At 47.6% G+C, this 20,992-nt stretch carries 18 protein-coding genes and 4 pseudogenes; 6 read left to right on the forward strand and 16 right to left on the reverse strand.

All coding sequences use genetic code 11. From position 1 onward, the window contains the following. Window positions 1–104: 104 nt before the first annotated feature. The 7 genes from FLZ89_RS03515 to FLZ89_RS03540 all read right to left on the reverse strand — a co-directional run bounded on the left by FLZ89_RS03515 (window position 105) and on the right by FLZ89_RS03540 (window position 4,902). Entirely contained in the window at window positions 105–668 is a 564-nt protein-coding gene (locus tag FLZ89_RS03515; protein ID WP_141304396.1) for a Uma2 family endonuclease, read from the reverse strand. A 129-nt stretch (window positions 669–797) separates the two neighbouring features. Next, window positions 798–920 (reverse strand): hypothetical protein, encoded by a 123-nt coding sequence (locus FLZ89_RS16295; protein WP_256369541.1) that lies wholly within the window; start codon window positions 918–920, stop codon window positions 798–800. A gap of 312 nt (window positions 921–1,232) precedes the next feature. Then, window positions 1,233–1,643 (reverse strand): MerR family transcriptional regulator, encoded by a 411-nt coding sequence (locus tag FLZ89_RS03520; protein ID WP_141304397.1) that lies wholly within the window; start codon window positions 1,641–1,643, stop codon window positions 1,233–1,235. A 138-nt stretch (window positions 1,644–1,781) separates the two neighbouring features. Further along, window positions 1,782–2,219, reverse strand: coding sequence for a (R)-mandelonitrile lyase (locus tag FLZ89_RS03525; RefSeq protein ID WP_141304398.1), 438 nt, complete (start codon window positions 2,217–2,219; stop codon window positions 1,782–1,784). A 17-nt stretch (window positions 2,220–2,236) separates the two neighbouring features. Next, window positions 2,237–2,767 (reverse strand): flavodoxin, encoded by a 531-nt coding sequence (locus tag FLZ89_RS03530; RefSeq protein ID WP_141304399.1) that lies wholly within the window; start codon window positions 2,765–2,767, stop codon window positions 2,237–2,239. Window positions 2,768–2,808: 41 nt separating this feature from the next. Beyond that, window positions 2,809–3,672 carry an aldo/keto reductase gene (locus FLZ89_RS03535; protein ID WP_141304400.1) on the reverse strand — a complete coding sequence of 288 codons (864 nt, stop codon included), beginning with the start codon at window positions 3,670–3,672 and terminating at the stop codon, window positions 2,809–2,811. Window positions 3,673–3,696: 24 nt separating this feature from the next. Beyond that, window positions 3,697–4,902, reverse strand: coding sequence for an iron-containing alcohol dehydrogenase (locus tag FLZ89_RS03540; protein WP_141304401.1), 1,206 nt, complete (start codon window positions 4,900–4,902; stop codon window positions 3,697–3,699). 425 nt (window positions 4,903–5,327) lie between these two features. On the opposite strand from FLZ89_RS03540, the gene FLZ89_RS03545 reads away from it, so the two are divergent. From FLZ89_RS03545 to FLZ89_RS16510, 6 genes and pseudogenes are all read left to right on the forward strand, one after another. Next, window positions 5,328–6,926: an N-acyl-D-amino-acid deacylase family protein gene (locus FLZ89_RS03545; RefSeq protein ID WP_141304402.1), complete on the forward strand. Its 1,599-nt coding sequence runs from the start codon at window positions 5,328–5,330 to the stop codon at window positions 6,924–6,926. Between the two features lie 82 nt (window positions 6,927–7,008). After that, the gene (locus FLZ89_RS03550) at window positions 7,009–8,217 is read left to right on the forward strand and encodes a YgeY family selenium metabolism-linked hydrolase (protein WP_141304403.1); all 1,209 of its coding nucleotides are present in this window, start codon (window positions 7,009–7,011) and stop codon (window positions 8,215–8,217) included. A gap of 96 nt (window positions 8,218–8,313) precedes the next feature. Continuing rightward, entirely contained in the window at window positions 8,314–8,640 is a 327-nt protein-coding gene (tnpA, locus tag FLZ89_RS03555) for an IS66 family insertion sequence element accessory protein TnpA (protein WP_141304404.1), read from the forward strand. After that, the gene (tnpB, locus tag FLZ89_RS03560) at window positions 8,634–8,990 is read left to right on the forward strand and encodes an IS66 family insertion sequence element accessory protein TnpB (protein ID WP_141304405.1); all 357 of its coding nucleotides are present in this window, start codon (window positions 8,634–8,636) and stop codon (window positions 8,988–8,990) included. The genes tnpA and tnpB overlap by 7 nt, the downstream gene beginning before the upstream one ends. Window positions 8,991–9,070: 80 nt before the next feature. Continuing rightward, a pseudogene (locus FLZ89_RS16065) lies at window positions 9,071–9,836 on the forward strand (IS66 family transposase zinc-finger binding domain-containing protein); the annotation flags it as partial. Between the two features lie 182 nt (window positions 9,837–10,018). Beyond that, window positions 10,019–10,834, forward strand: a pseudogene (locus FLZ89_RS16510) (IS110 family transposase); the annotation flags it as partial. Window positions 10,835–11,267: 433 nt separating this feature from the next. Here FLZ89_RS16510 and FLZ89_RS03575 read toward each other — a convergent pair. The 9 genes and pseudogenes from FLZ89_RS03575 to FLZ89_RS03615 all read right to left on the reverse strand — a co-directional run bounded on the left by FLZ89_RS03575 (window position 11,268) and on the right by FLZ89_RS03615 (window position 20,877). Continuing rightward, window positions 11,268–12,483 (reverse strand): annotated as a pseudogene (locus tag FLZ89_RS03575) (IS256 family transposase). Between the two features lie 61 nt (window positions 12,484–12,544). Then, window positions 12,545–13,037: pseudogene (gene cas1, locus FLZ89_RS03580) on the reverse strand (CRISPR-associated endonuclease Cas1); the annotation flags it as partial. 5 nt (window positions 13,038–13,042) lie between these two features. After that, entirely contained in the window at window positions 13,043–13,297 is a 255-nt protein-coding gene (locus FLZ89_RS16515) for a Dna2/Cas4 domain-containing protein (protein WP_141304407.1), read from the reverse strand. A gap of 87 nt (window positions 13,298–13,384) precedes the next feature. Then, complete coding sequence (gene cas3, locus FLZ89_RS03590; RefSeq protein ID WP_141304408.1) at window positions 13,385–15,847, reverse strand: CRISPR-associated helicase Cas3'; 2,463 nt, start codon at window positions 15,845–15,847, stop codon at window positions 13,385–13,387. A 3-nt stretch (window positions 15,848–15,850) separates the two neighbouring features. Further along, window positions 15,851–16,612, reverse strand: coding sequence for a CRISPR-associated protein Cas5 (gene cas5, locus FLZ89_RS03595; protein WP_141264035.1), 762 nt, complete (start codon window positions 16,610–16,612; stop codon window positions 15,851–15,853). Between the two features lie 21 nt (window positions 16,613–16,633). Continuing rightward, window positions 16,634–17,584, reverse strand: a complete 951-nt coding sequence (gene cas7b, locus FLZ89_RS03600) for a type I-B CRISPR-associated protein Cas7/Csh2 (protein WP_141264034.1) — start codon at window positions 17,582–17,584, stop codon at window positions 16,634–16,636. 30 nt (window positions 17,585–17,614) lie between these two features. Next, the gene (locus FLZ89_RS03605) at window positions 17,615–19,546 is read right to left on the reverse strand and encodes a TIGR02556 family CRISPR-associated protein (protein ID WP_141304409.1); all 1,932 of its coding nucleotides are present in this window, start codon (window positions 19,544–19,546) and stop codon (window positions 17,615–17,617) included. 68 nt (window positions 19,547–19,614) lie between these two features. Beyond that, entirely contained in the window at window positions 19,615–20,361 is a 747-nt protein-coding gene (gene cas6 / locus FLZ89_RS03610; RefSeq protein ID WP_141304410.1) for a CRISPR-associated endoribonuclease Cas6, read from the reverse strand. Between the two features lie 90 nt (window positions 20,362–20,451). Then, window positions 20,452–20,877 (reverse strand): CRISPR-associated ring nuclease, encoded by a 426-nt coding sequence (locus tag FLZ89_RS03615; RefSeq protein WP_141304411.1) that lies wholly within the window; start codon window positions 20,875–20,877, stop codon window positions 20,452–20,454. Window positions 20,878–20,992: the final 115 nt, after the last annotated feature.

A 20,992-nucleotide genomic window follows, 5' to 3' on the forward strand; every position in this document is an offset into this window, starting at 1 on the left:
CAATGGATATGACAACCTTCTCCTTTAAAGCACCCTTGCTTTGATTAAAAAGGTTTAATAGTCCCTGCCGATAGAATAAAAAGCGCTACTTCGGGGAATGACGTTCAGAAGATGCTTTCTGCTTGAATTTGAAAGCCAACTATAACCCGCGATTTAACAGTGCCCTGCTGTTCTATTTCCTGGTCCAGGGCAAACTTCCCGTCCCGCAGGCAAAAAACCTGTACCCCTTTATTCCCGGGGTCAATTATCCAGTATTCTCTGACGCCTTCCTTTTCGTATACCTTATACTTGCGACGCAAGTCGTAGTAAGCTGTACCGGGCGAAAGAATCTCCACCACCAGGTCCGGGGCGCCTTTGACGCATTTTTCTTCGATAATGGCCAGCCTTTCATTGGATATGAAAATTATATCCGGCTGGTAGGTTTCTGTTTCTCCGAGGTAGACATCGACAGGAGCGTCTAAAACAATGCCCAGCCCCTTTTCCAGGACATAGCCCGCCATTTTTAACTCCAGCTTCATGGATACCATCTGATGATAGGGTGTTGGCGAAGGCGTCATTACCAGTTCTCCTCCAATAAGCTGATAAGGCGATCCTTCCGGCAGGCGGCAGTAGTCGGCGTAGGTGTACCGTTCCCGGCCTGCCGCCAGCTCAGCCAGGTTAGCGCTCATTTTCCCGCACCCCCTGTTCTTGGCGACTTTTTCTTTATTTTACCTGAAGCATATAGGTTGAGCAAGGTAAACTATAATGGGAGCTAAAAACGCTCCCCAAAGAAAGCGTGATCGATAACATCTTCGACATCAACGACCTGTCCGAACTGGAGCAAGTTCATCCACTCTGGCCAGTTCGGGGTTTAGTTCTATCACCTCAGCTGGCAACAGGGCATCCCACAGGGTGAGTTGCGGATCTTTTAGCCTTAACATAAGATCACCCGGCAGGAAAAGGAGGTGGTGTGGCGAATGTTATTCATAGGAGTTCCTCCTTCTGGTTATTCTTGTTTGCTCTCACTTACAAGATTCGATCCAGAGGATGGTAACTCCTTCTGTTTTGATAAAGAATTATGCGGTTTCCTGTGAATCTAAGGCTTTTTGCCCTGAGTTTTTCAGGGGGAACTAATCAAGCTTGTTTTTGCCCCACCTCAGATGCCAGGCGGGGTTATTTTACGCTTACGGCCCAACGTTGGCCCAAACCTTGGCGCTACCCTTGGATCAACTCGTACTCCCTGCTTGAGCTCGTCACATAACAGCTCGTCTTTTCATGTTGTGCGCCAATCCTTTTAACTTGTTTTCTGCCGGGATAAGCTTAGTTTCATATTGTTCGATTTTAAAATTTAGCCTTTCCAGCGCTCTCGCCATTTCTTCAATGCGGGAAAGAAGTTTCTCCCGTTGCTCGATAAGGATTTGTTTTCTGGCCTCTATAGTTTCGTCGCCTTGCTGGACCAGTGTAACATACTCAATCAGCGTTTCAACTTGAACACCTGCGCTGCGCATACATTTAATGAATTCAATCCACTTACAGTCTTCCTCCGTATAATCCCGGATACCGCTTTCGTTGCGATTTACCCTGGGAATCAGTCCAATACGCTCATAGTAGCGGAGTGTATCCGGTGAAAGCCCAAATTTTTTGCTTACTTCCGCAATCGTCATGTGGTTTCACCTCCAATGTTCAATATTATTTAATACTTGGAGTTAACTCTAGGTCAAGGGTTTTAAAATAGTAGCACTACCCGTGCCGTGCTACTATTTTAAAAAACGAAGCTTCTAAATCAAGTTTGCCCTAATATATTATGCCTCTTCTTCTATTTTAAGTCGCAAATAATATTCATCAGAAACAGGTTCCATCCATTCAACTTCACCCTTTTGAGGATTGGTTGTAATCGCGATATGAGAAAGCCAACTATTTTGAGTCGCTCCATGCCAATGTTTCACATCCGGCTGGATTTTTACAACGTCGCCTTCTTTGATTATCTGTACAGGCCGGCCTTCTTCCTGATAATAGCCTTTTCCTCCGGTAACAAGCAAAATCTGTCCGCCAGGATGTTTATGCCAATTATTTCTTGCACCCGGCTCAAAGTTAACATTATAGATTGGACAATTAAAGATGCTGTCCTTAGAAACCAATGTTTCAACCCAGACTGTTCCTATAAAACAGTCATTTGTAATTTTGTTCCCTTTCGGGAAAATTATTCTGTTGCCTGAGTTTCTTGGTTCGGTTTTGTCCATTCGTGTTTCCCCTTCATTTATGGCATCAAACCAAGTCTCTTAAGCCAGTCTGCAACGTCTTTGTCTGCTTTGTTAACATTGCTTCCTCGAATGGCTAAACCGGGCAGTACTTTTGCATTAGGACAAAGTTTCTTGATGTCGCGCTCACTGCTTCCCATTCCGCTGCCTTCATGTGTGCAAAATGGAACAATGGTCTTTCCCGCGAAATCATAAGACTCTAAAAATGTAAACACAGCCATCGGCATCGTTCCCCACCAATTGGGATAGCCGAGGAAAATCACATCATGAGAATCTATATCATCTAGTTTATCTGTAAGTTCCGGTCTGGCATTCTGCCGTTTTTCTTCCTGTGCTACTTTTGTTGTTTCTGTATAATCTTCCGGATATGGCTTTACTGTTTTAATTTCGAACACCTCACCACCGGTTAGTTCGTGTATTTTCTTTGCCACTACCTCTGTGTTCCCAATCGGCAGGTTTAAAATCCTGCCGCCTACATAATTATTTCCCCTACGAGAAAAATAAGCGATAAGAAACTTTGAATACGCCAATTCCTATACTCCTTTCAAAATCACTGTTTTTCATTTGCCCACTATACATCAAATTTAAGTGTGCCAAGCCATTTCACTGTTTCCGGATCATTATGCGATAAGAACAAGCTCTTTTTTGTGTCTAATGTTGCAATTTTTTCCATATCCTCTTGACTCAATTCAAAGTCAAATATGCTTATGTTTTCAATCATCCTTTCTTTGTGTACGGTCTTAGGGATTGTGACTATCCCTCTTTGAATCAGCCACCGCAAAATCACCTGTGCAACTGTTTTATTGTACTTTTTGGCTATAGATACCAAAACTTCATTCTGAAAGATGTTGTTCCTGCCTTCTGCAAAAGGGCCCCAGGCTTCTGGCTGGATATTGTATTTCTTCATGAACTCGATGCTTTCTGTTTGCTGGTAGAAGGGGTGTATTTCAATTTGATTCACAGCAGGAACTACCTCGTGGTGAACTATTAAATCCATCAAACGATCCGGTTGGAAGTTACTGACTCCTATTGCCCTAACCAATCCTTCACGATAAAGCTCCTCCATAGCCCGCCAAGAACAATGCACATCGCCAAAGGGTTGATGAATCAAGTAAAGGTCGATATAGTCAAGCTGAAGCCTTTTAAGCGATTTTTCAAATGCTTTCTTGGTCGACTCGTAGCCCGCGTCTTGTATCCAAAGTTTTGTAGTAATAAATAGTTCTTCTCTTTTTACTATACCTTCCTCGATTGCCCTCTTAATAGCCTTACCAACCGCTTCTTCATTCATATAAGCGGCTGCAGTATCAATTAAACGATAACCTGCCATAATTGCGTCATAAACACACTGTTCGCATTGCGTTAGGTCGGTAATTTGATAAACGCCGAAGCCCAGTACAGGCATCTCAACACCATTGTTTAAAACGACCTTTTCCATAACTGATCCCTCCTGTTTAATTAATTACATTGCCATACGCAGTATTTCTACAATATCTTCCTTTCGCAGCGGGGGACGACCTGGAAGCCTTCCTTCTTCATCCCGAAGCACTTTCAGGGTCTCTTCTGCATAACGGAAAAGCATTTCCTCGGTAATTTCTCCAATGCCCAATTCCGACAGGCGCGTGGGACAACCTATGGAACGCAAAAACTCTTCAAACCTGTTAATACCTTCCATAGCCAGGCTCAAGCTATCTTTACCTGTTACCGAAAGACCGAAGATACGTTGAGCAAATTGGGCAAAACGTTCGGGACGGACCCTCGCAGCAAAGCGCATCCAAGCCGGGTTCACGACTGCTAACCCTGCTCCATGGGGGATATCGTAGAGTGCGGAAAGTGTGTGCTCGATCATATGCACCGGAGCCACCATGTTTACGCCTGCCTGTACCCAGCCGTTCAGGGCAACTATCGACGCCCACTGCACCTGAGTGCGCGCTTCCAGGTCACTTCCATCGCTAACCGCCTTTGGTCCCCATTCCAAGACAGTAAGGATCACTCCCTCGGCAAATCTGTCCTGAAGAGGAGTCCCGTCTATACCGTTAAAATAACCCTCGGTCACATGGGTTATTATGTCGCACACCCCAAAAGCTGTGTGATTCTTGGGTACTGTCACCGTAAGTTCAGGTTCCACCACTGCCACACGAGGATAGAGAACCTCGGCTTGAACGAATGTTTTTATCTTTTCTCCTTCATCGTCAATCGTGATCACCGCACCGTTGTTCATTTCCGAGCCAGTTGCCGCCAGGGTAGGTACAGTGATAATGGGAAGAGCTCGCTCTGGAAGTCTGGGCGCTTTTCCTGCCCGCACAAGCATATCCCTGGGATGTCCTTCATAAAGGACTGAGGCTGCAATTACTTTTGAGGCATCCATGACGCTACCGCCACCCATACCTATAACCACATCACATGCTTCTTTTTTGGCCAGCTCTGCAGCGCGCACCACAGTTGACAGACGGGGGTTCGGCTCAACACCAGAGAATTCCACCACTGAAACACCCGCTGCTATCAGGCTGGATACTGCTCGGTCAAATGCTCCGCTTTTCTTTACACTTCCTCCACCAATGACAAGCAGTGCTTTTTTGCCATACGGACGTACTGCTTTTCCTAACTGCGCTAGCGAACCCACACCAAAGATGAGCCGGGTTGGGTTATGAAATTCAAAATTCATCATAGGTAACATCTTCCTCCCTAATATTTTGTAAGATTAGTTTAATACTTGGAGTTAACTCCAAGTCAAGCGCTAAATAGTTCATCTCGACCAACAAACCCTTCACAGCCAAGCCCAATCTCACTGACCATAATACCGGTAGAACAGAGCTTACGATAATTCGTGCAACCCCTCAGTTTTTCTGCGTTTTAAAATCAATCTTGAGATATAATAGGCAATAGTAAGTAAGCGTCAAATACAACCCACCTTGGCATCATACTCAGGTTTAGGGGATAATCCTTTTAAGAATACACGCTGAGGAGGTTTTTTGTTATGATCAAAGCCGAACGGCAAGCACTATGGGAAACCCAGATAGCCGAATACATTCTCCTGCCTTGAAACTTTAGCATACTGGATAGGGATAAATGATAATTTTGGGGGTAACTTAAATGTTTTCTCTTCTTATTAAGAACGGTTTAGTTATTGACGGAACCGGCCGCTCTCCTTTTTCTGCTGATGTCGGCATAAGTTCAGACAAAATTGTTGCGCTGGGACGGTTGGATCATGCAGCAGCGGTTACTACTATTGATGCTAACGGAATGGTAGTCGCCCCCGGTTTCATCGATTTTCACAGCCATGCCGATGCTGAACTACTAAAGGATCCAACAGACTGGCCCAAATTGTCCCAGGGAGTTACCACGGAAGTTATAGGAAACTGTGGCATCTCCCTTGTGCCTGGTAATTCTGCCAGCTGTGCGTTGTTTTTTTCTTATACAGCCCCGGTGCTAGGACAAATACCCTTTGATTTTCAGGCTACAGATGTGGGTAGTTACCTGGATATCCTTAAACACCAAGGAGTTGCCGTTAATGTTGTTACCTATGTCGGTCACGGCTCCATTCGCCTGGTAGTTTTAGGGATGGTAGACCGGCAGGCCGACAACCAAGAAATGGCTGCTATGTCAACCATCCTAAGGGAGGCCATGGAGCAGGGAGCCAGGGGCTTATCCAGCGGCCTTCTCTACCCACCTGGTTGTTATGCTACCACTTCTGAACTTATTTCCCTTTCCCGCGTATCCCGCGAGTTTGGTGGGCTTTATGTTACTCATATTCGCAACGAATCTGAAGGTGTTCTGGAAGCCATATCGGAAGCCCTGCAAATTGGCCGGGAAGCCGGCATACCTGTACATATCTCCCATCTTAAGGCCTGTGGGCCCCGCAACTGGCCTAAGGTAAAACAGGCACTGACCATGCTTGATAAGGCCCGGGATGAAGGGCAGGATGTAACTTGGGATGTTTACCCCTATATAGCTGGCTCCACAACTGCTGCCTCCTTATTCCCCACTTGGGCCGTGGCAGGAGGTACAACTGCTTTACAGGAACGCCTACATTACCAAACTGTACGCCAGGCAATAAAAAAAGCCTGGCAGGAAGGCGTGCCCGGCTGGGATAATATGGTGAGTTCTCTCGGATTTGAAAGGCTCATAATCAATAATGTAAAAAACAGGGACAATGAAGATTGCATAGGCCTAAGTCTGGCTGAGATTGGGGCCAAGCGCCGGTGTGATCCGGCCGATGCTTTGATGGACCTGTTTGAAATTGAAGGTGGTAATCTGGCCATTCAAACTAATCACGCTAACGAACAAACCTTGGAAATGATCCTTAGACACCCGGCAACTATCATTGGTAGTGACGGGATTTACTCAGGTAGCCATACTCATCCTCGCTTGTATGGTACCTTTCCCCGAGTACTTGGCCGTTACGTTAGAGATAAAAAAGTCTTATCCTTGGAGGAAGCTGTGGCAAAAATGACATCATTACCAGCTACACGTTTGGGGCTTAATCTCCGGGGGCGAATTCAGGCTGGTTATTACGCTGACCTGGTCATCTTTGACCCTGCAATTATTACTGACCAGGCTACTTTCCAGGAACCTACCCGCACTGCAACAGGCATTGAAGCTGTTATTGTTAATGGACGCGTTGCTATTTGGAAGGGGAAATTTACGGGTGAATTAGCTGGAGCTATTATAACCTCCTCGGAGCCAACCTGATGACCGGTACCAAGGCCTAGACAGTCTTCGGCAGGGGCATTGACGCTACTATCAAGGCCAGCTTGGAAGTCTCTCAAAGCTTATATGGAGGTGCGCTAAAACGTTAACTCCTGAAAGGGAAAGGCGTATTATCGACTTTTGTCGCCGCTTGATTCAGGCTCCCAGTATAACCGGCCAGGAAAAGAATATCGCTTCCCTGGTCCAGCAGGAGATGATTTCTCTAGGCTATACCGAGACCTGGATCGATGAGCTGGGGAATGTGATAGGTCGCGTTGCAGGCCAGGGGCAGGGTCCTGCCATCCTTTTCGATGGCCACCTGGACACGGTGGATGTAACCGAACCCTGGGCCTGGCAACACCCACCCTTCCAGGGCCGACTGGTGGATGGTAGAATCTACGGCCGAGGAGCTGCCGACATGAAGGGAGCCCTGGCCGCCATGGTGTGTGCCATAGGTTTCCTGGCCCAGGATGGTGCAAATAGGGGCGGGGATCTCTACGTAACCGGCACTGTGGTGGAAGAAGTGGCAGAAGGAGTTGCTTTGAGCCACATTCTAACGAAAATACGCCCGGCCGCAGTGGTTATCGGCGAAGCCACCGGACTAAACCTCAACTTTGGCCAGCGCGGCAGGGCTGAAATCATTCTCGAAACCCGGGGCCGGGCGGCCCATTCCGCCAATCCGGAGGTCGGTGTAAATGCCGTGTATAAAATGTTGCCCTTGGTAGAGGCCGTTCGCCACCTGGAGCTTCCCACCGATTCCCTGCTGGGCCCGGCCATAATGGAACTAACAGACATCATCTCGTCGCCCTACCCGGGAACCTCGGTAGTTCCCCATGGATGTCGTGCAACCTACGACAGGCGTCTGCTAGTGGGGGAAGAACCGGACCAGGTTCTGGCGCCCCTTAAAGCCATAATTTACGCAAGCCAGATTGAAGATCCGGAACTTGAGGCCGAGGTCATGCTGGCCCCCCTGGATATTACTACTTACACCGGCAAGACTTTAAGAGGCCTAAAATTTGCCCGGGCCTGGTGTATTGATAAGGGGCACCCCCTGGTGGCCGTAGCCCAAGAAGCCCTCTTCAAGGCAGGCTTGCAGCCCTCCCTTGAAACCTATCGGTTTTGCACCAACGGCAGCGGTTCGGCGGGGAACCTGGCGATACCCACCATCGGGTTCGGGCCCGGCCGGGAAAGCCAGGCCCATGTTAGCGATGAGTATATTGAAGTGGATGAATTATTGGCTGCAGCTAGGGGCTACTACAACCTAGCAGGTACTTTGAGCAAAATGGGCCTGTAGCTGAAAAGTAAGCGTCAAATACAACCCACCTTGGCATTATACCCAGGTTTAGGGGATAATCCTTCTCAGAAAACACGCTGAGGAGGGTTTTTCCTTATGACCAAAGCTGAACGGCAAGCACTATGGGAAACCCGGATAGCCGAATACAAGAAGAGCGGGCAAAGAGTCAGAGAATGGTGCGCTACCCATGAAGACGTTAGCCCCAAACAATTATGGTACTGGCTGCGGAAGTATAAAAACCAGGATGTAGTTTCCTCGGGAAAATCAAATCGGTGGTTGCCGGTAGAAGTAACAGACCAGACATCTATAGAACAGGGCCATACTTTACTGGTCAAAATAGGACCGGCCAGCATCGAGGTAAGATCCGGCTTTGATCCCGCCTTGCTTTCTCAGGTGGTTAAGGTGCTGGTAGCTTTATGCTAAACGAAACAGGCATCGACCGGGTTTATCTCGCCTGCGGTGCCACAGATTTACGCAAGTCCATTGACGGGTTAGCGGTGCTGGTCAAGGAAGGGTTCGAGCTGGACCCCTTCTCTTCTTGCCTTTTCGTTTTCTGTAACCGCAATAGGGATAAACTAAAGATCCTCCACTGGGAACACAATGGCTTCTGGCTTTATTACCGCCAGCTGGAGAAGGGCAAATTCCTGTGGCCTAAAGCAACCACTTCTTCCACCATCACCATAAGCCGCCGGGAACTCCGCTGGCTGCTTGACGGTCTCCCCTTAAAACAGCCTAAAGCCCATCCCGAGGTAAAAGCGCGTACCATCTTGTAATAGAAATCGCCAGAAAGAAATATTTTCTGTTTGTGGTTGATTCTAGAGGAATTTGGGCTGATTCGTCGAATCATTAATGCATGAACACTTCGCAAGCTATCGCCGCCATGACTATAGAAGAGCTGCAAGAGCGCTGTGTTCAGCTGGAACGGGAGAATGCCGAACTAACCGCCAAGCTAAACTGGTTTATGGAGCAGTTCCGTTTAAGCAAGAAACGGCAATTCGGTGTTTCCAGCGAACGGACCACACCTTTGCAAGAGCAGCTTTTACTTTTTAACGAAGCGGAAGCGGATGCCCGGCCGGAGGCGCCTGAGCCTGATTGGGAAACCATCACCTACCATGCCGCAAAGGGCGTAGCCGCCGGGAGATGAACCTGGAAGACCTGCCGGTAGAAGTAGTAGAGCACCGCCTACCGGAAGAAGAACGGGTCTGTCAAAGCTCACGGCGGTCCTTTGCATGAGATGAGCATCGGGGTACGGCAGGAACTTAGGGTCATCCCGGCCTCCTTACCTAGCCCTAACTGCCAACTCTTCACGCGTACGGCAGGAACTTAGGGTCATCCCGGCCCAGGTGAAAGTGGTTAAACATGTGCGCTACGTCTATGCCTGCCGCCGCTGCGAGAGGGAAGAGATAAGTACTCCCGTAATAACGGCGCCTATTCCGGCGTCCGTACTTCCTGGCAGCCCCGTATCTCCCTCCCTCATGGCCTACATTATGACCCAGAAATACGGGGCAGGCCTACCCCTTTACCGCCAGGAGCAGCAGTTTAAAGGCTTGGGTATAGACCTTTCCCGGCAGACATACTCCCCAACCTGGACCTCGAGGATAAAAACGCCCTGGATCAACTCTTGCCGTGGTCGGAAACTTTGCCTCCTGTCTGTCGAATGAATAATTAAGCTTGTTTTAGCCCCCGCCTCAGATGCAAGCATTCCTGTAATGATTTAAGGCAGATGTTGCCAATAAAAAAGCCTCCTGGTAAAAAGAAAATAGATCAAAACAAACAAACCCACCAGGAGGCAAGAAACCGTATGAATGAAGTGCAAAAGAAATTACTGGTCCATGGTGATGTAATAATTGTCGGTATCGACGTAGCCAAACACAATCACTGGGCACGGATCTATAACCAAATGGAACTGGATGTGGTCAAACCCTTCATCAAGTCTCATAATAGCAAAGAAGGCTATTATCGTCTAGTGGCAAAAATGGAAGAAGCCAAAGAAAAAGCCAGGGCAACAAAAGTAGTAATCGGCATGGAACTCACCGGCCACTACTGGAAACCCTTAGCATGGTTTCTCCAGGAGCAGGGCTATACGGTAGTGATAGTCAACCCCTATCACGTCAAAAGGCGGAAAGAGGAAGTAGGTAACTCCCCCACCAAGAACGATCGCAAAGACGCCGGGATAATAGCCAAAGTAGTCAAGGACGGAAATTTCCTCCACTGCCTTTTGCCCAAAGGAAAATATGCCGAGCTAAGGAACCTGACCGTAACCGGCGGCAGCAACGCCGGAAACTAAACAGCGCCTTCAAACAAACTCTAGGCCATCCTGAACGAATACTTCCCCGAGCTAGGGCAAGTATTCAAAAACCTGTTAGGCAAAGCCGCCCAATGGGTCTTAAGGAACTGTCCCTTCCCCAGGTTAATTTTAGCCTATAAACTCGAAGAATTAGCCACTGCATTAAAAGAAGCCAGTAACCACCGGGTAGGGATGAAAAGAGCCCAGGCCCTCTACCAGACGGCCCAAGAATCAATAGGAGTAACCAAAGGATTAACCGGGGCCCAATACAAGCTAAACGCCTGCCTGGACGAAATAGCCTTTTACCAAAAGCAGATCGAGCAAACAGAAGATTGACAATCAACATTTTGCGAACGCTGCCGGTGCCGAAAGTTTCAATCCCTCATAGGTAGGCTACAAATCATATCCTTTAGCATGTATCTCAGGCATTTTATCCTGTTTCAATCCCTTATAGGTAGGCTACAAATTTTAAAAAGTTTGTCCCGCAGGGAGTGTAAATCATTTTGTGTAAATGACAAAGCAGCAATAAAATGGGGATACTATAGCTGGCTCTTAGCCGGCAGGAGGATAGGGCAATGCTAAGAAGCAACCTGAGCGCCTGCCAGTATTCTGCCAGGGATAATGGGGGGCACGATAACCGATTCCATCCCCTCACCTCTTTAAGGCCTCAGTACCAATTATCCCTGGGAGAACTAGCGATAAACCTCGGGGGTTTGGGGGCAGAGCCCCCCAAGAACTCAGTTAATATTCCCTTGCAAGCCAGTTAAATAGTCATTCTTGCTGTCAATCTTTCATCAAAATAGATTACCAGTTGGGGAAGGCATTTGCTCCAATTTCTTATCGGCATAGTCCATTTTCTAGCAATGTCGAGGGTGGCCATATAGACGATTTTTCTTAAAGCCTCATCTGAAGGATAAGCCGTTTTAGTTTTAGTAACCTTTCTCAGTTGCCGGTGATAGCCCTCAACGGTATTGGTGGTATAGATAATCCGGCGTATTTCCGGCGGATACTTGAAATAAACCGTTAATTCCAGCCAGTTCTTCTCCCAGGATTTAATTACAAGGGGATACTTCTTCTGCCATTTATCCTTGAACTCGATGAAGTTTAACTCCGCTTCCTCAAGGGTAAAAGCCTGATATGCCTGCTTTAACTCGGCCATTAGCGATTTGCGGTCTTTGTAAGAAACATACTTGAAGGAATTGCTGATCTGGTGAATGACGCAGAGTTGTACCTCTGTCTGCGGGAAAACCGCGTTTATGGCCTCAGAAAATGCCGTTAGGTCGTCTTTACAGACTATCATAATATCCTCCACGCCCCGGTTTTTTAAATCGTTAAGTACGCCGAGCCAAAAGCTGGCACTTTCGCTCTCGCCAATCCAGATGCCCAGAATATCTTTATGACCCGTAACGATGATACCCAGAATCGTATAGACAGCCTTATTAATAATGCGGTTATCCTGTTTTACCTTGAAGTGAATGGCATCAAGGTAAATGATAGGGTAGACAGGATCTAATGGCCGTGACTGCCATTCAACTATCTGGGGAATGATTTTATCCGTCACCTTACTAACGAGGACCGGTGATACCTCGATCCCGTAAATGTCTTTCATCTGGTCCTCAATATCCCGGGTAGACATACCTTGCATACATGGCTATTATCATGTCTTCCAGCTCGCTGGCGGTAGTTTGGTACTTACGGATTATTTGGGGCTCAAACTCACCATTACGATCCCTGGGAATGGCTTTTTCAGTTTGGCCTGCCCCGGTTTTAACCGTTTTCTTGCTGTAGCCATTGCGGCTATTCCCGGAGTTTATTCCCGCTAGGGAGTGCTTGGGGTAACCTAAATGCTGCTCCATTTCTGCTTCCAGAACCTGCTGAAGGGTGTCCTTGAATAGTTCCTTCAGCTTTTCCTCGATGTCACCGATAGTCCTACATTTGGCCAGTTCTTTGGCTAGCGCATTTCCTACTTTGTCTTGGATAAATGGTCATCTCCTTTATTGGTAGTATTGACCATTTACACAAAACTTCTTGCGTCCTCTAATACTCGCGAATATTGCCCTCTATAGCCATAAGCTCCACGATAGAACCGCAACTTGGTACCTTGGTTTCCCGAGGTTCTATAGCATCTATTATTTCCCGGAGATTCTTTCCTCTTTTGTAATAATAATGTAAAACTTGTCTTATATTGCTAACTGCCCCCAGGACAAACTGCCGCGCCAGCCACAGGCGTTTTTCCCCATCCAGATAGTGCTCCGCCTGTCGCAAAATCATGTGCCCCGAGTTATAGTGTTCGCGAGGATAAAAACTGCCCACATAATAACCATAGTAATCAAAGAAGTGTAACAGTATTTCTTTTTGTGAGAGAAATTCCAAGCATTTCTTGTTTTTATCCACCTCCCCCAAGACATAAATATCGCCCACAGTCTCCACAGGGTAGTATTTGGTGCCCCTCTTCAAGTTCAACGCACAGGGTATTATCCTTTCGCCCCAGCCGTCCGCTAGCAAAGAAGAGTAACTCCCTTTCGGCCCCCATTTCCTTTAACTCGTACAGGTAAAAAGCCAACTGAAGCCGGCAGCCTCACGCGCCCGGGACGATTTTTTTACTTCACCGACTACTACTAAACTCTTGTTACTTTTTCGAAGTACGTTTATTTTTAAGTGCCCTATGTATATCTCTTTCCTATCCCGTTCATAGGCTTGCTCCTGTACCAGGCGTCCTATTTCCAAATACACATTATCTTGGTCAGGTGTCACGTGCCGGGCCTTGAGCCAGGCCTGGCGCGGGCAGATCATATACTATTGTACTAGGGCACCAGTTATTTTTTCCTTCTTTTTCCATGCTTTAAACTCCAACATACAGCTTTCTGGCCAAGTGTTTTTTCACAGTATAATAGGATCATCGTCAAGCTGCCGCCGAAAACCGGTCTCCGGTTCATAGTATTTCTCCAGGATATCGCGGCTTAGGTACAAGGGTCTGGTGACACTGTCCAGCCCCAAAGCCAGCTTGGCCGGGACAGAAAGAATGCGTTCGTAAAAATCGCGTTTGAAGCCCAAGAAGTTGCGCCTTCGTTTTAGCAGATCTTTTTCTTTCAAAACTGTTTCCTGGTAAAACCGCCATATCTCCCGGGCACGCTCATCCAGTTCTACAAAAACGTCTACATACGAAGGCAATTCCTCAATTAGTTTAAAGTCAGATACCGTTATCCTGCCTTCATTATTCAGGTCGCTGAAGTATAAATCCTCCATGGCTGCAATTATTTTTGCCGCCTCGTCTTTGCTCTTTTTCTCCTCCACAATCCGGAAAAATTCTTCCACGAGATCAAAAAAATCTTTTTCCGTGAATTCGCTGTACTGCTCAAAAATCTTCCGGACGACATGGCAATGAATAGCCCCATATACCCTATTAGCCAGGGTGTGCCCCTCTTCATCTACCAGGTGAAGTACGCGTACTAGTCCGCCACGCTTATGGCTGTGCCGGTTGCAGCGCCCTGCCGCCTGTATGATGGAATCAATAGGGGAGAGATCGCGCCATACAATATCAAAATCAAGATCCACACCAGCTTCTACTACCTGGGTCGAGACAACTACTGGCTTTTGTTTAGAAGATAGAGCTTGGTTGATTTCCTCGACCCGTTTTTTTCTTTCCAAGGGTACAACGTTGGTGGAAAGATAAAACATCAACGGCTCGTGCCCTTGTTCCCGCAAAAACTGCTTTATGCATTGGTAAAGCTCCAGGGAAGAGTTAATGGTATTTACTATAAGCAAGTAAGAACGTGAAGGGTCATATTGGCGAGCAAATTCAGCTGCCACCTCTACTACCCGTTTAGGACGTAAATCTACCTGGACCTGCACCCGGTTCAGCCGGTTAAAAAATTGCCTGACCAACTCTTCATCGCCCACCAGTTCTATGGCCTCGCCGTACTTGAATAGCAAGGGCTTAGTAGCTGTCATTAAAATGATGTAAGCCCCAAAGTATTCAGCTAGTCCCTTTAGCACCTCCCGCACTAGCTCCCAGTACTCCACCGGTATGTTCTGGACTTCATCCATAATAACTATGGACCCTAATAGTTTGTTCGATTTTTTTAACATGCGATTTTGAAAGCCTATAAGGGAATGTAATAGCTGCACAAAGGTAGTTACAATTATCTCGCTCTGCCAGCTCTCTATAAGCAATAAAGATTCCTCCAGGCTAAATTCTTCCCCCGCATTTTCCCCTTCCAGCTTATAAATGGTGTCGGCCAGGTAATGGTGCTTGAGGAGGTAATTGCTTTCCTTAGCAGCGAAGTCCTTGAGGGATGCTCGCAAGACATCGCCAAAAACTGTAAAAGTCTGGTCAATTATATTGGTAAAAGGAAGGGCATAAATAATCCTCGCACTATAACCCTTTTCCCTGTGCAAGCGCTCCCTCAACCGTAGGGCGGCGCTCAAGGAGGTCAACGTTTTCCCCGCGCCTGTGGGAGCCGTGAGAGTAAACAAATGCTGATCTAAAGAAACACGGGTGATGGTATTAGTTACTTTCTGGTAAATCTCTTCCCGTAGCGAATTTATGTCATCGCTGGAGGAGGCAGCAAACTTTTTCTCTTTAAAACTATCCACAGCCCCGGGAGGTAGACAGCAACGGGGAACAGCCCCTACTCCCCCAGCTTCCCTCTTGTCAGCATCTATCAGGGCTGAGTACAGGGCCAGCAGGAGGAAATAGGCCTTTCTCCTAGTAAAGCCATCCGCCTGTTTGAAGCGCCGGTGCAGCCGGTAAAGCTGGGCATATATTCCCCGCCAGCTAGAGCAAAACGTCTCCAGTAGGTCGGGAGAAAAAAAGTTAAAGGGTTCCTGGGCATTAAGCAGGCTGGGAAAAATATCTTCGCGCCGAGCAAACAGGTCAGCGACCTGTTCCTCGACTAGTTGCAATTTATACCTTAAGGACGGCTGGACTTCTGTAAGCTCAGGATCTTCTAAATCGCCAGGTCTGACTAGGTGTCTTTCCAGGTTATCTAAGTTGGCATGATGCCGTGTAATCGCCATAAAACATAGAAGGGGTGCAAAGGCTAAGGTGGCTTCTAAGATGGTTTCCTCTTTTTTTAGTAGCGTTGCTACCAGGTAACTTCCCCAAAGGCCTGAAATAAAGGCGTGGTGATGTTTGTCACCATCCCTAACCTTTTCCAGAAGGTACCTTTGAAAAAAGGTAGTATATTTGCCAAAGTCGTGGGTAAATCCCGTTACAGCGGCAAGCAATGGCAGGACATCCCGCCCTGGCCCCGGGATGTCCTGCAGGCATTCCTGCATTTCCATGGCCACTTCCCTTAAATGCAGGTCCAGCGGTTTACCGGGATGGGAGTAAAACTCCATTACCTATACCTCCAGGAAACTCACAACCTCTTCCTCTCCCGCCCGATAGCGCAGGGAATATACAGGGACTTTAAATATACCGCGCAGCTTCTTTTGGTTCTTTTCGTAAATTATGGAAACTGGCGGCCGCAGTTCCCGGCCAGGGCCAAAGCTTTGGGGAGCTTTTTCCCTTATATACTGGAGGTCACCGCCCTCACCATTAAAATTCAACCGCTCTATGGCCTGAGCATTGCATACTGTCACCAGTTCGACCTCCCTCCCCGGCTGCACCTCCTGGATACTCTTTTCACTCACCAAATCTACCAGAATCGGCTTCGCTATGAATTCGCTTAGCCCCAGGTAAAGGGGATAGCGGCTTTTCCCTTCTTCCAGATTTGCTGCCAGCTTTCCTGTAATCTCCTTATCTGCGTGGTAAAAATATACGCGGTAGCGCAAGCTGGTAAATTCCTGAGCAGGCAGAAGTATCTCCAGGGGGATCTGGGTACCACCCCCGCTGCCGTTGACTTCATTGATGTTTTTGGTCCGTATATAATTTACCGTCTGAATGGTCTTCCGCACCGGCGCCTTGATGGCCGCAGCCAAGCGAGCCTTAGCGGGCGACAGTAAGTCATAATAGGAATCCCGCTCCCACCCTAAGATAGCAGCGACTATCCCCATCAAGGCTGTTCTGGGGGGAAAAGCATAGGAGAGGGAGGAGGAATTGGTATAAAATTTACGGAAATGTGCCATGGGACCGACCAGGTCGAAAACCACTATGTCCTGCATAAGCCGTCGTTCCTTCCTGTTTCAGGCCTGCAATACCTGAACTCTGCCCTTACCTATCACTCCTTCTAACCACAAAGGAAGCCTCACTTTTTGTCCCTGGTACAGCGTGCAGAGGTGTTCGTGCTGCCAGCAATATACCCGAGCGACTCGGGGAGCTATGCTTTTTAAGCAGTCAGCCATTCCATCAAGACGCAGCTTCACATCGCTAATTTCCCTTAAACCCGTAGTCTCCTCCAGGCTTAAATATTCACGCAGGTCTCCACAGAAGGTATCGGCATCCCTGTATTCCAGGCGGAGGTAAAGCCGCGGGTACTGGCCGATCTTGCTCCTGGTAGCCAGCAACGGGATGGCCTTGAGGAGGGCTTCATCCAGCAAAGCAATATCGGCTTCGGTCAAGCCCGTCTTCTCCGCCCGGCGGGCGCTTATAATGCCATGAAAGGCAATAAGGGAATAATATACCCGGTAATCTTTACCTATGGTGCCCTGCTCCTTACCGCTTTCGGCAGCAAACTGGGAAGTAATGCTTACGGAATCCACCAGTGTAGCGCGGTTAAGGGAGTATCCCCAGTTGAACTGCACTGGTCCTATGAAAGTCAGGGAAGAACCTATTCTGCCGCCATCGGCTTTGATGGGCATAGTAGCACCGAAGAGCCGCACGTCTATAAGCTTCTCCGATAAGGCCGGTATGTCCTCCTGTCCTACTTTATTCTTGCCCAGAATAACTTTGAGGCGTTCGGTGGCGTTGACCACGCCCTCAGCCTTGGTAATATAAATTTGCTGTTCCTTATCTTTAAACTTATCCTGTAAGTAATCCCTTATGTACCGCTTGAGGCGGACATCGCTTACTAGATTGCGTTCCCGCTCATAGTCCATACGGGGGCGGTTTTCATCGTCGGGATCCCCGTTAGGATTGCACATCTTGGCATCGTAGATGTAAAGGATTTCCCCGTTATTTTTTACTAATTCGGCCATTTAAGCCCATACCCCCTTGGCAAGATGGTTCTATGCCTGTTCTTCTTTGCCCTTGTATGAGGCAGCCCGGCGCACGCCATAGGAATAACCCGACAGGAGATAGAAAACATTTTCTTCCGGGGAAAGAGGCCAGCTGTTCACGTACTGGTCCATAACTTTTTTCATTTCAGCATACAGCCGCTCATTAAAAGTAAGAATCTTGTACTGGTGCAGCAAATTGAAAACCACATTGGCCAAATGCTGGAGGCGAGCTAGGCTCATACCCTGATAATTGATCTTTTCCAGGACCGGCTTATTCTCATGGCCATGCTGGGCCTGGCTCCAGCCCACCTGCTCGATCAAATACCCCAGCAAGAACATAGCTGCTTGCGCCCCGTTATATCCCATTTCCTGCAAGAATGATTTCATATTTTGGTCCACGTTAAGCTGCTGAAAATCCTCACTCACACCCGTCACCCCCTTTAATTGGCCTAATTTACGCAACAGGTACAGGAAAAGGTTGGCTTGCAGTACCGCCATGGCCATACTATATTCCACATATTTCTCATCCTTCACCCTGATATTACTGTTCGAGAAACGCCGCAGCTGATAAATAGCAATTAGCTCGGTAAACTGATTGATGAGAAAGGCATAATCAAACTGCCTCCCGCTAATCAAGGAATCGTAGATGTCCAGTATTTTCTTGTATTCGTTTACGTCACCGGTCTTCAAAGGTATTAAGTAATAGATCTTGTGCAAATCAATAACCCATTCCCTGCTTTCACCCCCCAGTAAGCCTTTACCGACATCGCTAACCTTGTTTATGCTTCTTACAAGCTTCTTAATACGCGTGGGAGAAACATCCTTGATCAAACGCAATACTTTAAATTCGCTTCGACCGGCGGGCTTGTGATAAAATAACAGGTTGAGTATAGCCTTATTGTCCAAAGGACCTTCCTCTAAGAACTCGTCCAGTTCCTTTTCCAGTTCGTAAAGGCTCTTAAGATTATTGGCCACCTTAATAGTATTGATCACGTAGGCAGCCCAATCTTCCAAATCCTTTTTAGCCGGTAAGGCTTCAAAAAGAAAGCCTGGAATGACATAACAATTAAAGTTCCCTATTTGGGTGTTGAGCCAATTTTTGACGAACTTTTCGGCAGCCAGTAGATTGCGGTAGCAACTCGCACAAAGGGTAAGGTTATGGTAGAAACCTTTTTCTGTCACCCCCGAAGCAAAGCTAATTTTGTCAAGTATGTAATACTTAAATTCTAGCTCCTTGAATACATCTACTGCTACTTGGCCCGGCAAGCCGCAACTGGAACAACAACCGGAGATAGTTTCCTCTAAAGCATCCTCAATCTTAATGCGGTAAACAAGGTCTCTATACTCCGAGTGGCAGCTTAAAGGTACTCCATCCACACTCACCACCCACAGGGCAATCTCGTCCTTACTCAGTCCCCATTTTTTCCTAATCCAGGCTTCCACCGCGTCGGTTAATTTCTTGAGAAAGTTTTTTGAATTCCCCTTAACCTGTTCCAGGAGTCCTGTCATGGAAAAGCTCTCTCCCGTCAGGCCAAAACCCTCAGCATCCAGGACCTTCATACCTCCCGGCATATCCCGGTAAAAGTGGGTTATGACCTTCTCCACCTGGGCCCTTAAGGAACTCCCTTCTGGCAACTCTCGGGCTATATTGGGTAAGGTCTGGGACAATATATAGTTCAGTGAAGGAGTAGCTACCGATCTTTGCGGCTTGTTGCCCTTGGCATTGCCGATCCAGAGATATTTCTTAGGAGTTTCTTTTTCCTTAACCTCCTCCACTTCTACATTAATCTTGCCAGCCCGGGTATCAAAATCTAACAAAATTACCTTTCGGGTTTGGCCTTTACGGGTTTGACTGGGTAGAGGCTCCAGTATATTAGATATGAATTCTTCCCTTCCTATGCCGGCCAGCACCTTACCCAGCTCGGACATGGCCTCCAGCATTCTTTCCGCCTCCCCCTTGTTCTGGAATAATTAGTTATTGCTCCTGGGCCGATTTAGCAAATCACTTCTTATGAAGGTCGCGAGTATTCACAGCATCCAAATCCCTGGGAATTCTTGGAACCAAGCCCGGCATTAAGAGCCACCTCTAAAAGCTGAGGATCGCCTCGCAAGCGATAAGTACCCATCCACCCTTTAATTACCGTGCCTTTGTATTTAACTACTTTAAAATCCTTTTCCTTAACCCCGGCTGGCGCAATGCTAAAATCGCGCGTATCACCCGGCCGGCCAAATATTAACAGGTATTTTTTAGCCAAGTTGGCCAAAATGAGCTCGCAAAAACGCGGCTCAAAAGGCGAATAGTAATAAGTGTAACGGCCAGCAGACCTCTCCAGAGTGCTGTATACCACAACGGGGGAAAGCATTTGAACCTGGATCTCCCTTTCCCGTACCACGATATCGATTACTTCCACCCGTTCCACTTCCAGCAGGGCATCCCCCAGCCTGACCTGTCCCTGTTTCAAAAAGCCGTTACCCATTTCCTGCACTACAAAGGAGATGGGGGAGCAAACCGTAAACTTTACTGGCGGAGAAAAAATCATTTTCTGGCCAGCTCTATCGACTCGCAACCGCCCGTGAAGGCGGGAGAAAGTAAAAAGCTTAAACTTCCGCCGGCCTAATTCAAAGCCCTGTTCATGTAAGAAACTCCTCAAGGCTGGTTGCTCTATCTTGTGATAAAGGGCTGCTTGAAGAAGGTGATTGTATTCTACAGGCAATATGAAATCACCGGCTGCGTTAAAGGTAACAGTCAAGCGCATAAATTCACTCCCTCTGCCTCACCGGTAGCAGTACGTCATAGAAATAATGCTAGCGCACCTGCCTAGCATCTATTATAAAAACCTGAACCGTCAAATACTGACGGACATAAGTGTGCCAAATAAATTTTTGACCTCTAATATGACCTTGCGCCCGCCGGAAACGCACAGGTGAACAATAAAATCCTGTTGCCTGGCGCGGCGCACCTCACCATACAGGGTGCGCAGCAGAGCGCGCAGGTCGGCATCGTTGCAAAAATCTTGTATTTTCCCTCTCCCTGAGGCTACTGGAACTGGGCGAAAACCGATACCCTGGTAGCAGGGACCCGCAAACTCGCCGGCAACTATCTCCAGGGCCTGGCGTACCGCCGGGTTCTCTGTATAGATTACGGCGACCTCGCTGATAGATCGACCGCCGGCAAGCAAGCAGTCAAGGGTAATGGTCACTACCTGAGGCTCCACACCCAGGGTGGCAATCAAAATTTCGGGATGCTGCCGGTTTTTCTTGGTGTGTTCCATTTCATCATGCCTTTAAGCTCCAGGATGGCCAAGACTATTGAGTACCAATTTTTTTAACACGAAAATAACCCAACCAAACGATCTTCATCAAGTAAATAAGCCTGCCAGGTAGGGC

The sequence above is a fragment of the Moorella sp. E306M genome (assembly GCF_006538385.1).
Classification (GTDB): domain Bacteria; phylum Bacillota; class DSM-521; order Neomoorellales; family Neomoorellaceae; genus Neomoorella.

Coding starts and splice junctions, on each gene's coding strand:
- FLZ89_RS03515 (WP_141304396.1), bottom strand. CDS start 668: ATGAGCGCTAACCTGGCTGAGCTGGCGGCAGGCCGGGAACGGTACACC.
- FLZ89_RS16295 (WP_256369541.1), bottom strand. CDS start 920: ATGTTAAGGCTAAAAGATCCGCAACTCACCCTGTGGGATGCCCTGTTG.
- FLZ89_RS03520 (WP_141304397.1), bottom strand. CDS start 1,643: ATGACGATTGCGGAAGTAAGCAAAAAATTTGGGCTTTCACCGGATACA.
- FLZ89_RS03525 (WP_141304398.1), bottom strand. CDS start 2,219: ATGGACAAAACCGAACCAAGAAACTCAGGCAACAGAATAATTTTCCCG.
- FLZ89_RS03535 (WP_141304400.1), bottom strand. CDS start 3,672: ATGGAAAAGGTCGTTTTAAACAATGGTGTTGAGATGCCTGTACTGGGC.
- FLZ89_RS03540 (WP_141304401.1), bottom strand. CDS start 4,902: ATGATGAATTTTGAATTTCATAACCCAACCCGGCTCATCTTTGGTGTG.
- FLZ89_RS03545 (WP_141304402.1), top strand. CDS start 5,328: ATGTTTTCTCTTCTTATTAAGAACGGTTTAGTTATTGACGGAACCGGC.
- tnpA (WP_141304404.1), top strand. CDS start 8,314: ATGACCAAAGCTGAACGGCAAGCACTATGGGAAACCCGGATAGCCGAA.
- tnpB (WP_141304405.1), top strand. CDS start 8,634: ATGCTAAACGAAACAGGCATCGACCGGGTTTATCTCGCCTGCGGTGCC.
- FLZ89_RS16515 (WP_141304407.1), bottom strand. CDS start 13,297: ATGATCTGCCCGCGCCAGGCCTGGCTCAAGGCCCGGCACGTGACACCT.
- cas3 (WP_141304408.1), bottom strand. CDS start 15,847: ATGGAGTTTTACTCCCATCCCGGTAAACCGCTGGACCTGCATTTAAGG.
- cas5 (WP_141264035.1), bottom strand. CDS start 16,612: ATGCAGGACATAGTGGTTTTCGACCTGGTCGGTCCCATGGCACATTTC.
- cas7b (WP_141264034.1), bottom strand. CDS start 17,584: ATGGCCGAATTAGTAAAAAATAACGGGGAAATCCTTTACATCTACGAT.
- FLZ89_RS03605 (WP_141304409.1), bottom strand. CDS start 19,546: ATGCTGGAGGCCATGTCCGAGCTGGGTAAGGTGCTGGCCGGCATAGGA.
- cas6 (WP_141304410.1), bottom strand. CDS start 20,361: ATGCGCTTGACTGTTACCTTTAACGCAGCCGGTGATTTCATATTGCCT.
- FLZ89_RS03615 (WP_141304411.1), bottom strand. CDS start 20,877: ATGGAACACACCAAGAAAAACCGGCAGCATCCCGAAATTTTGATTGCC.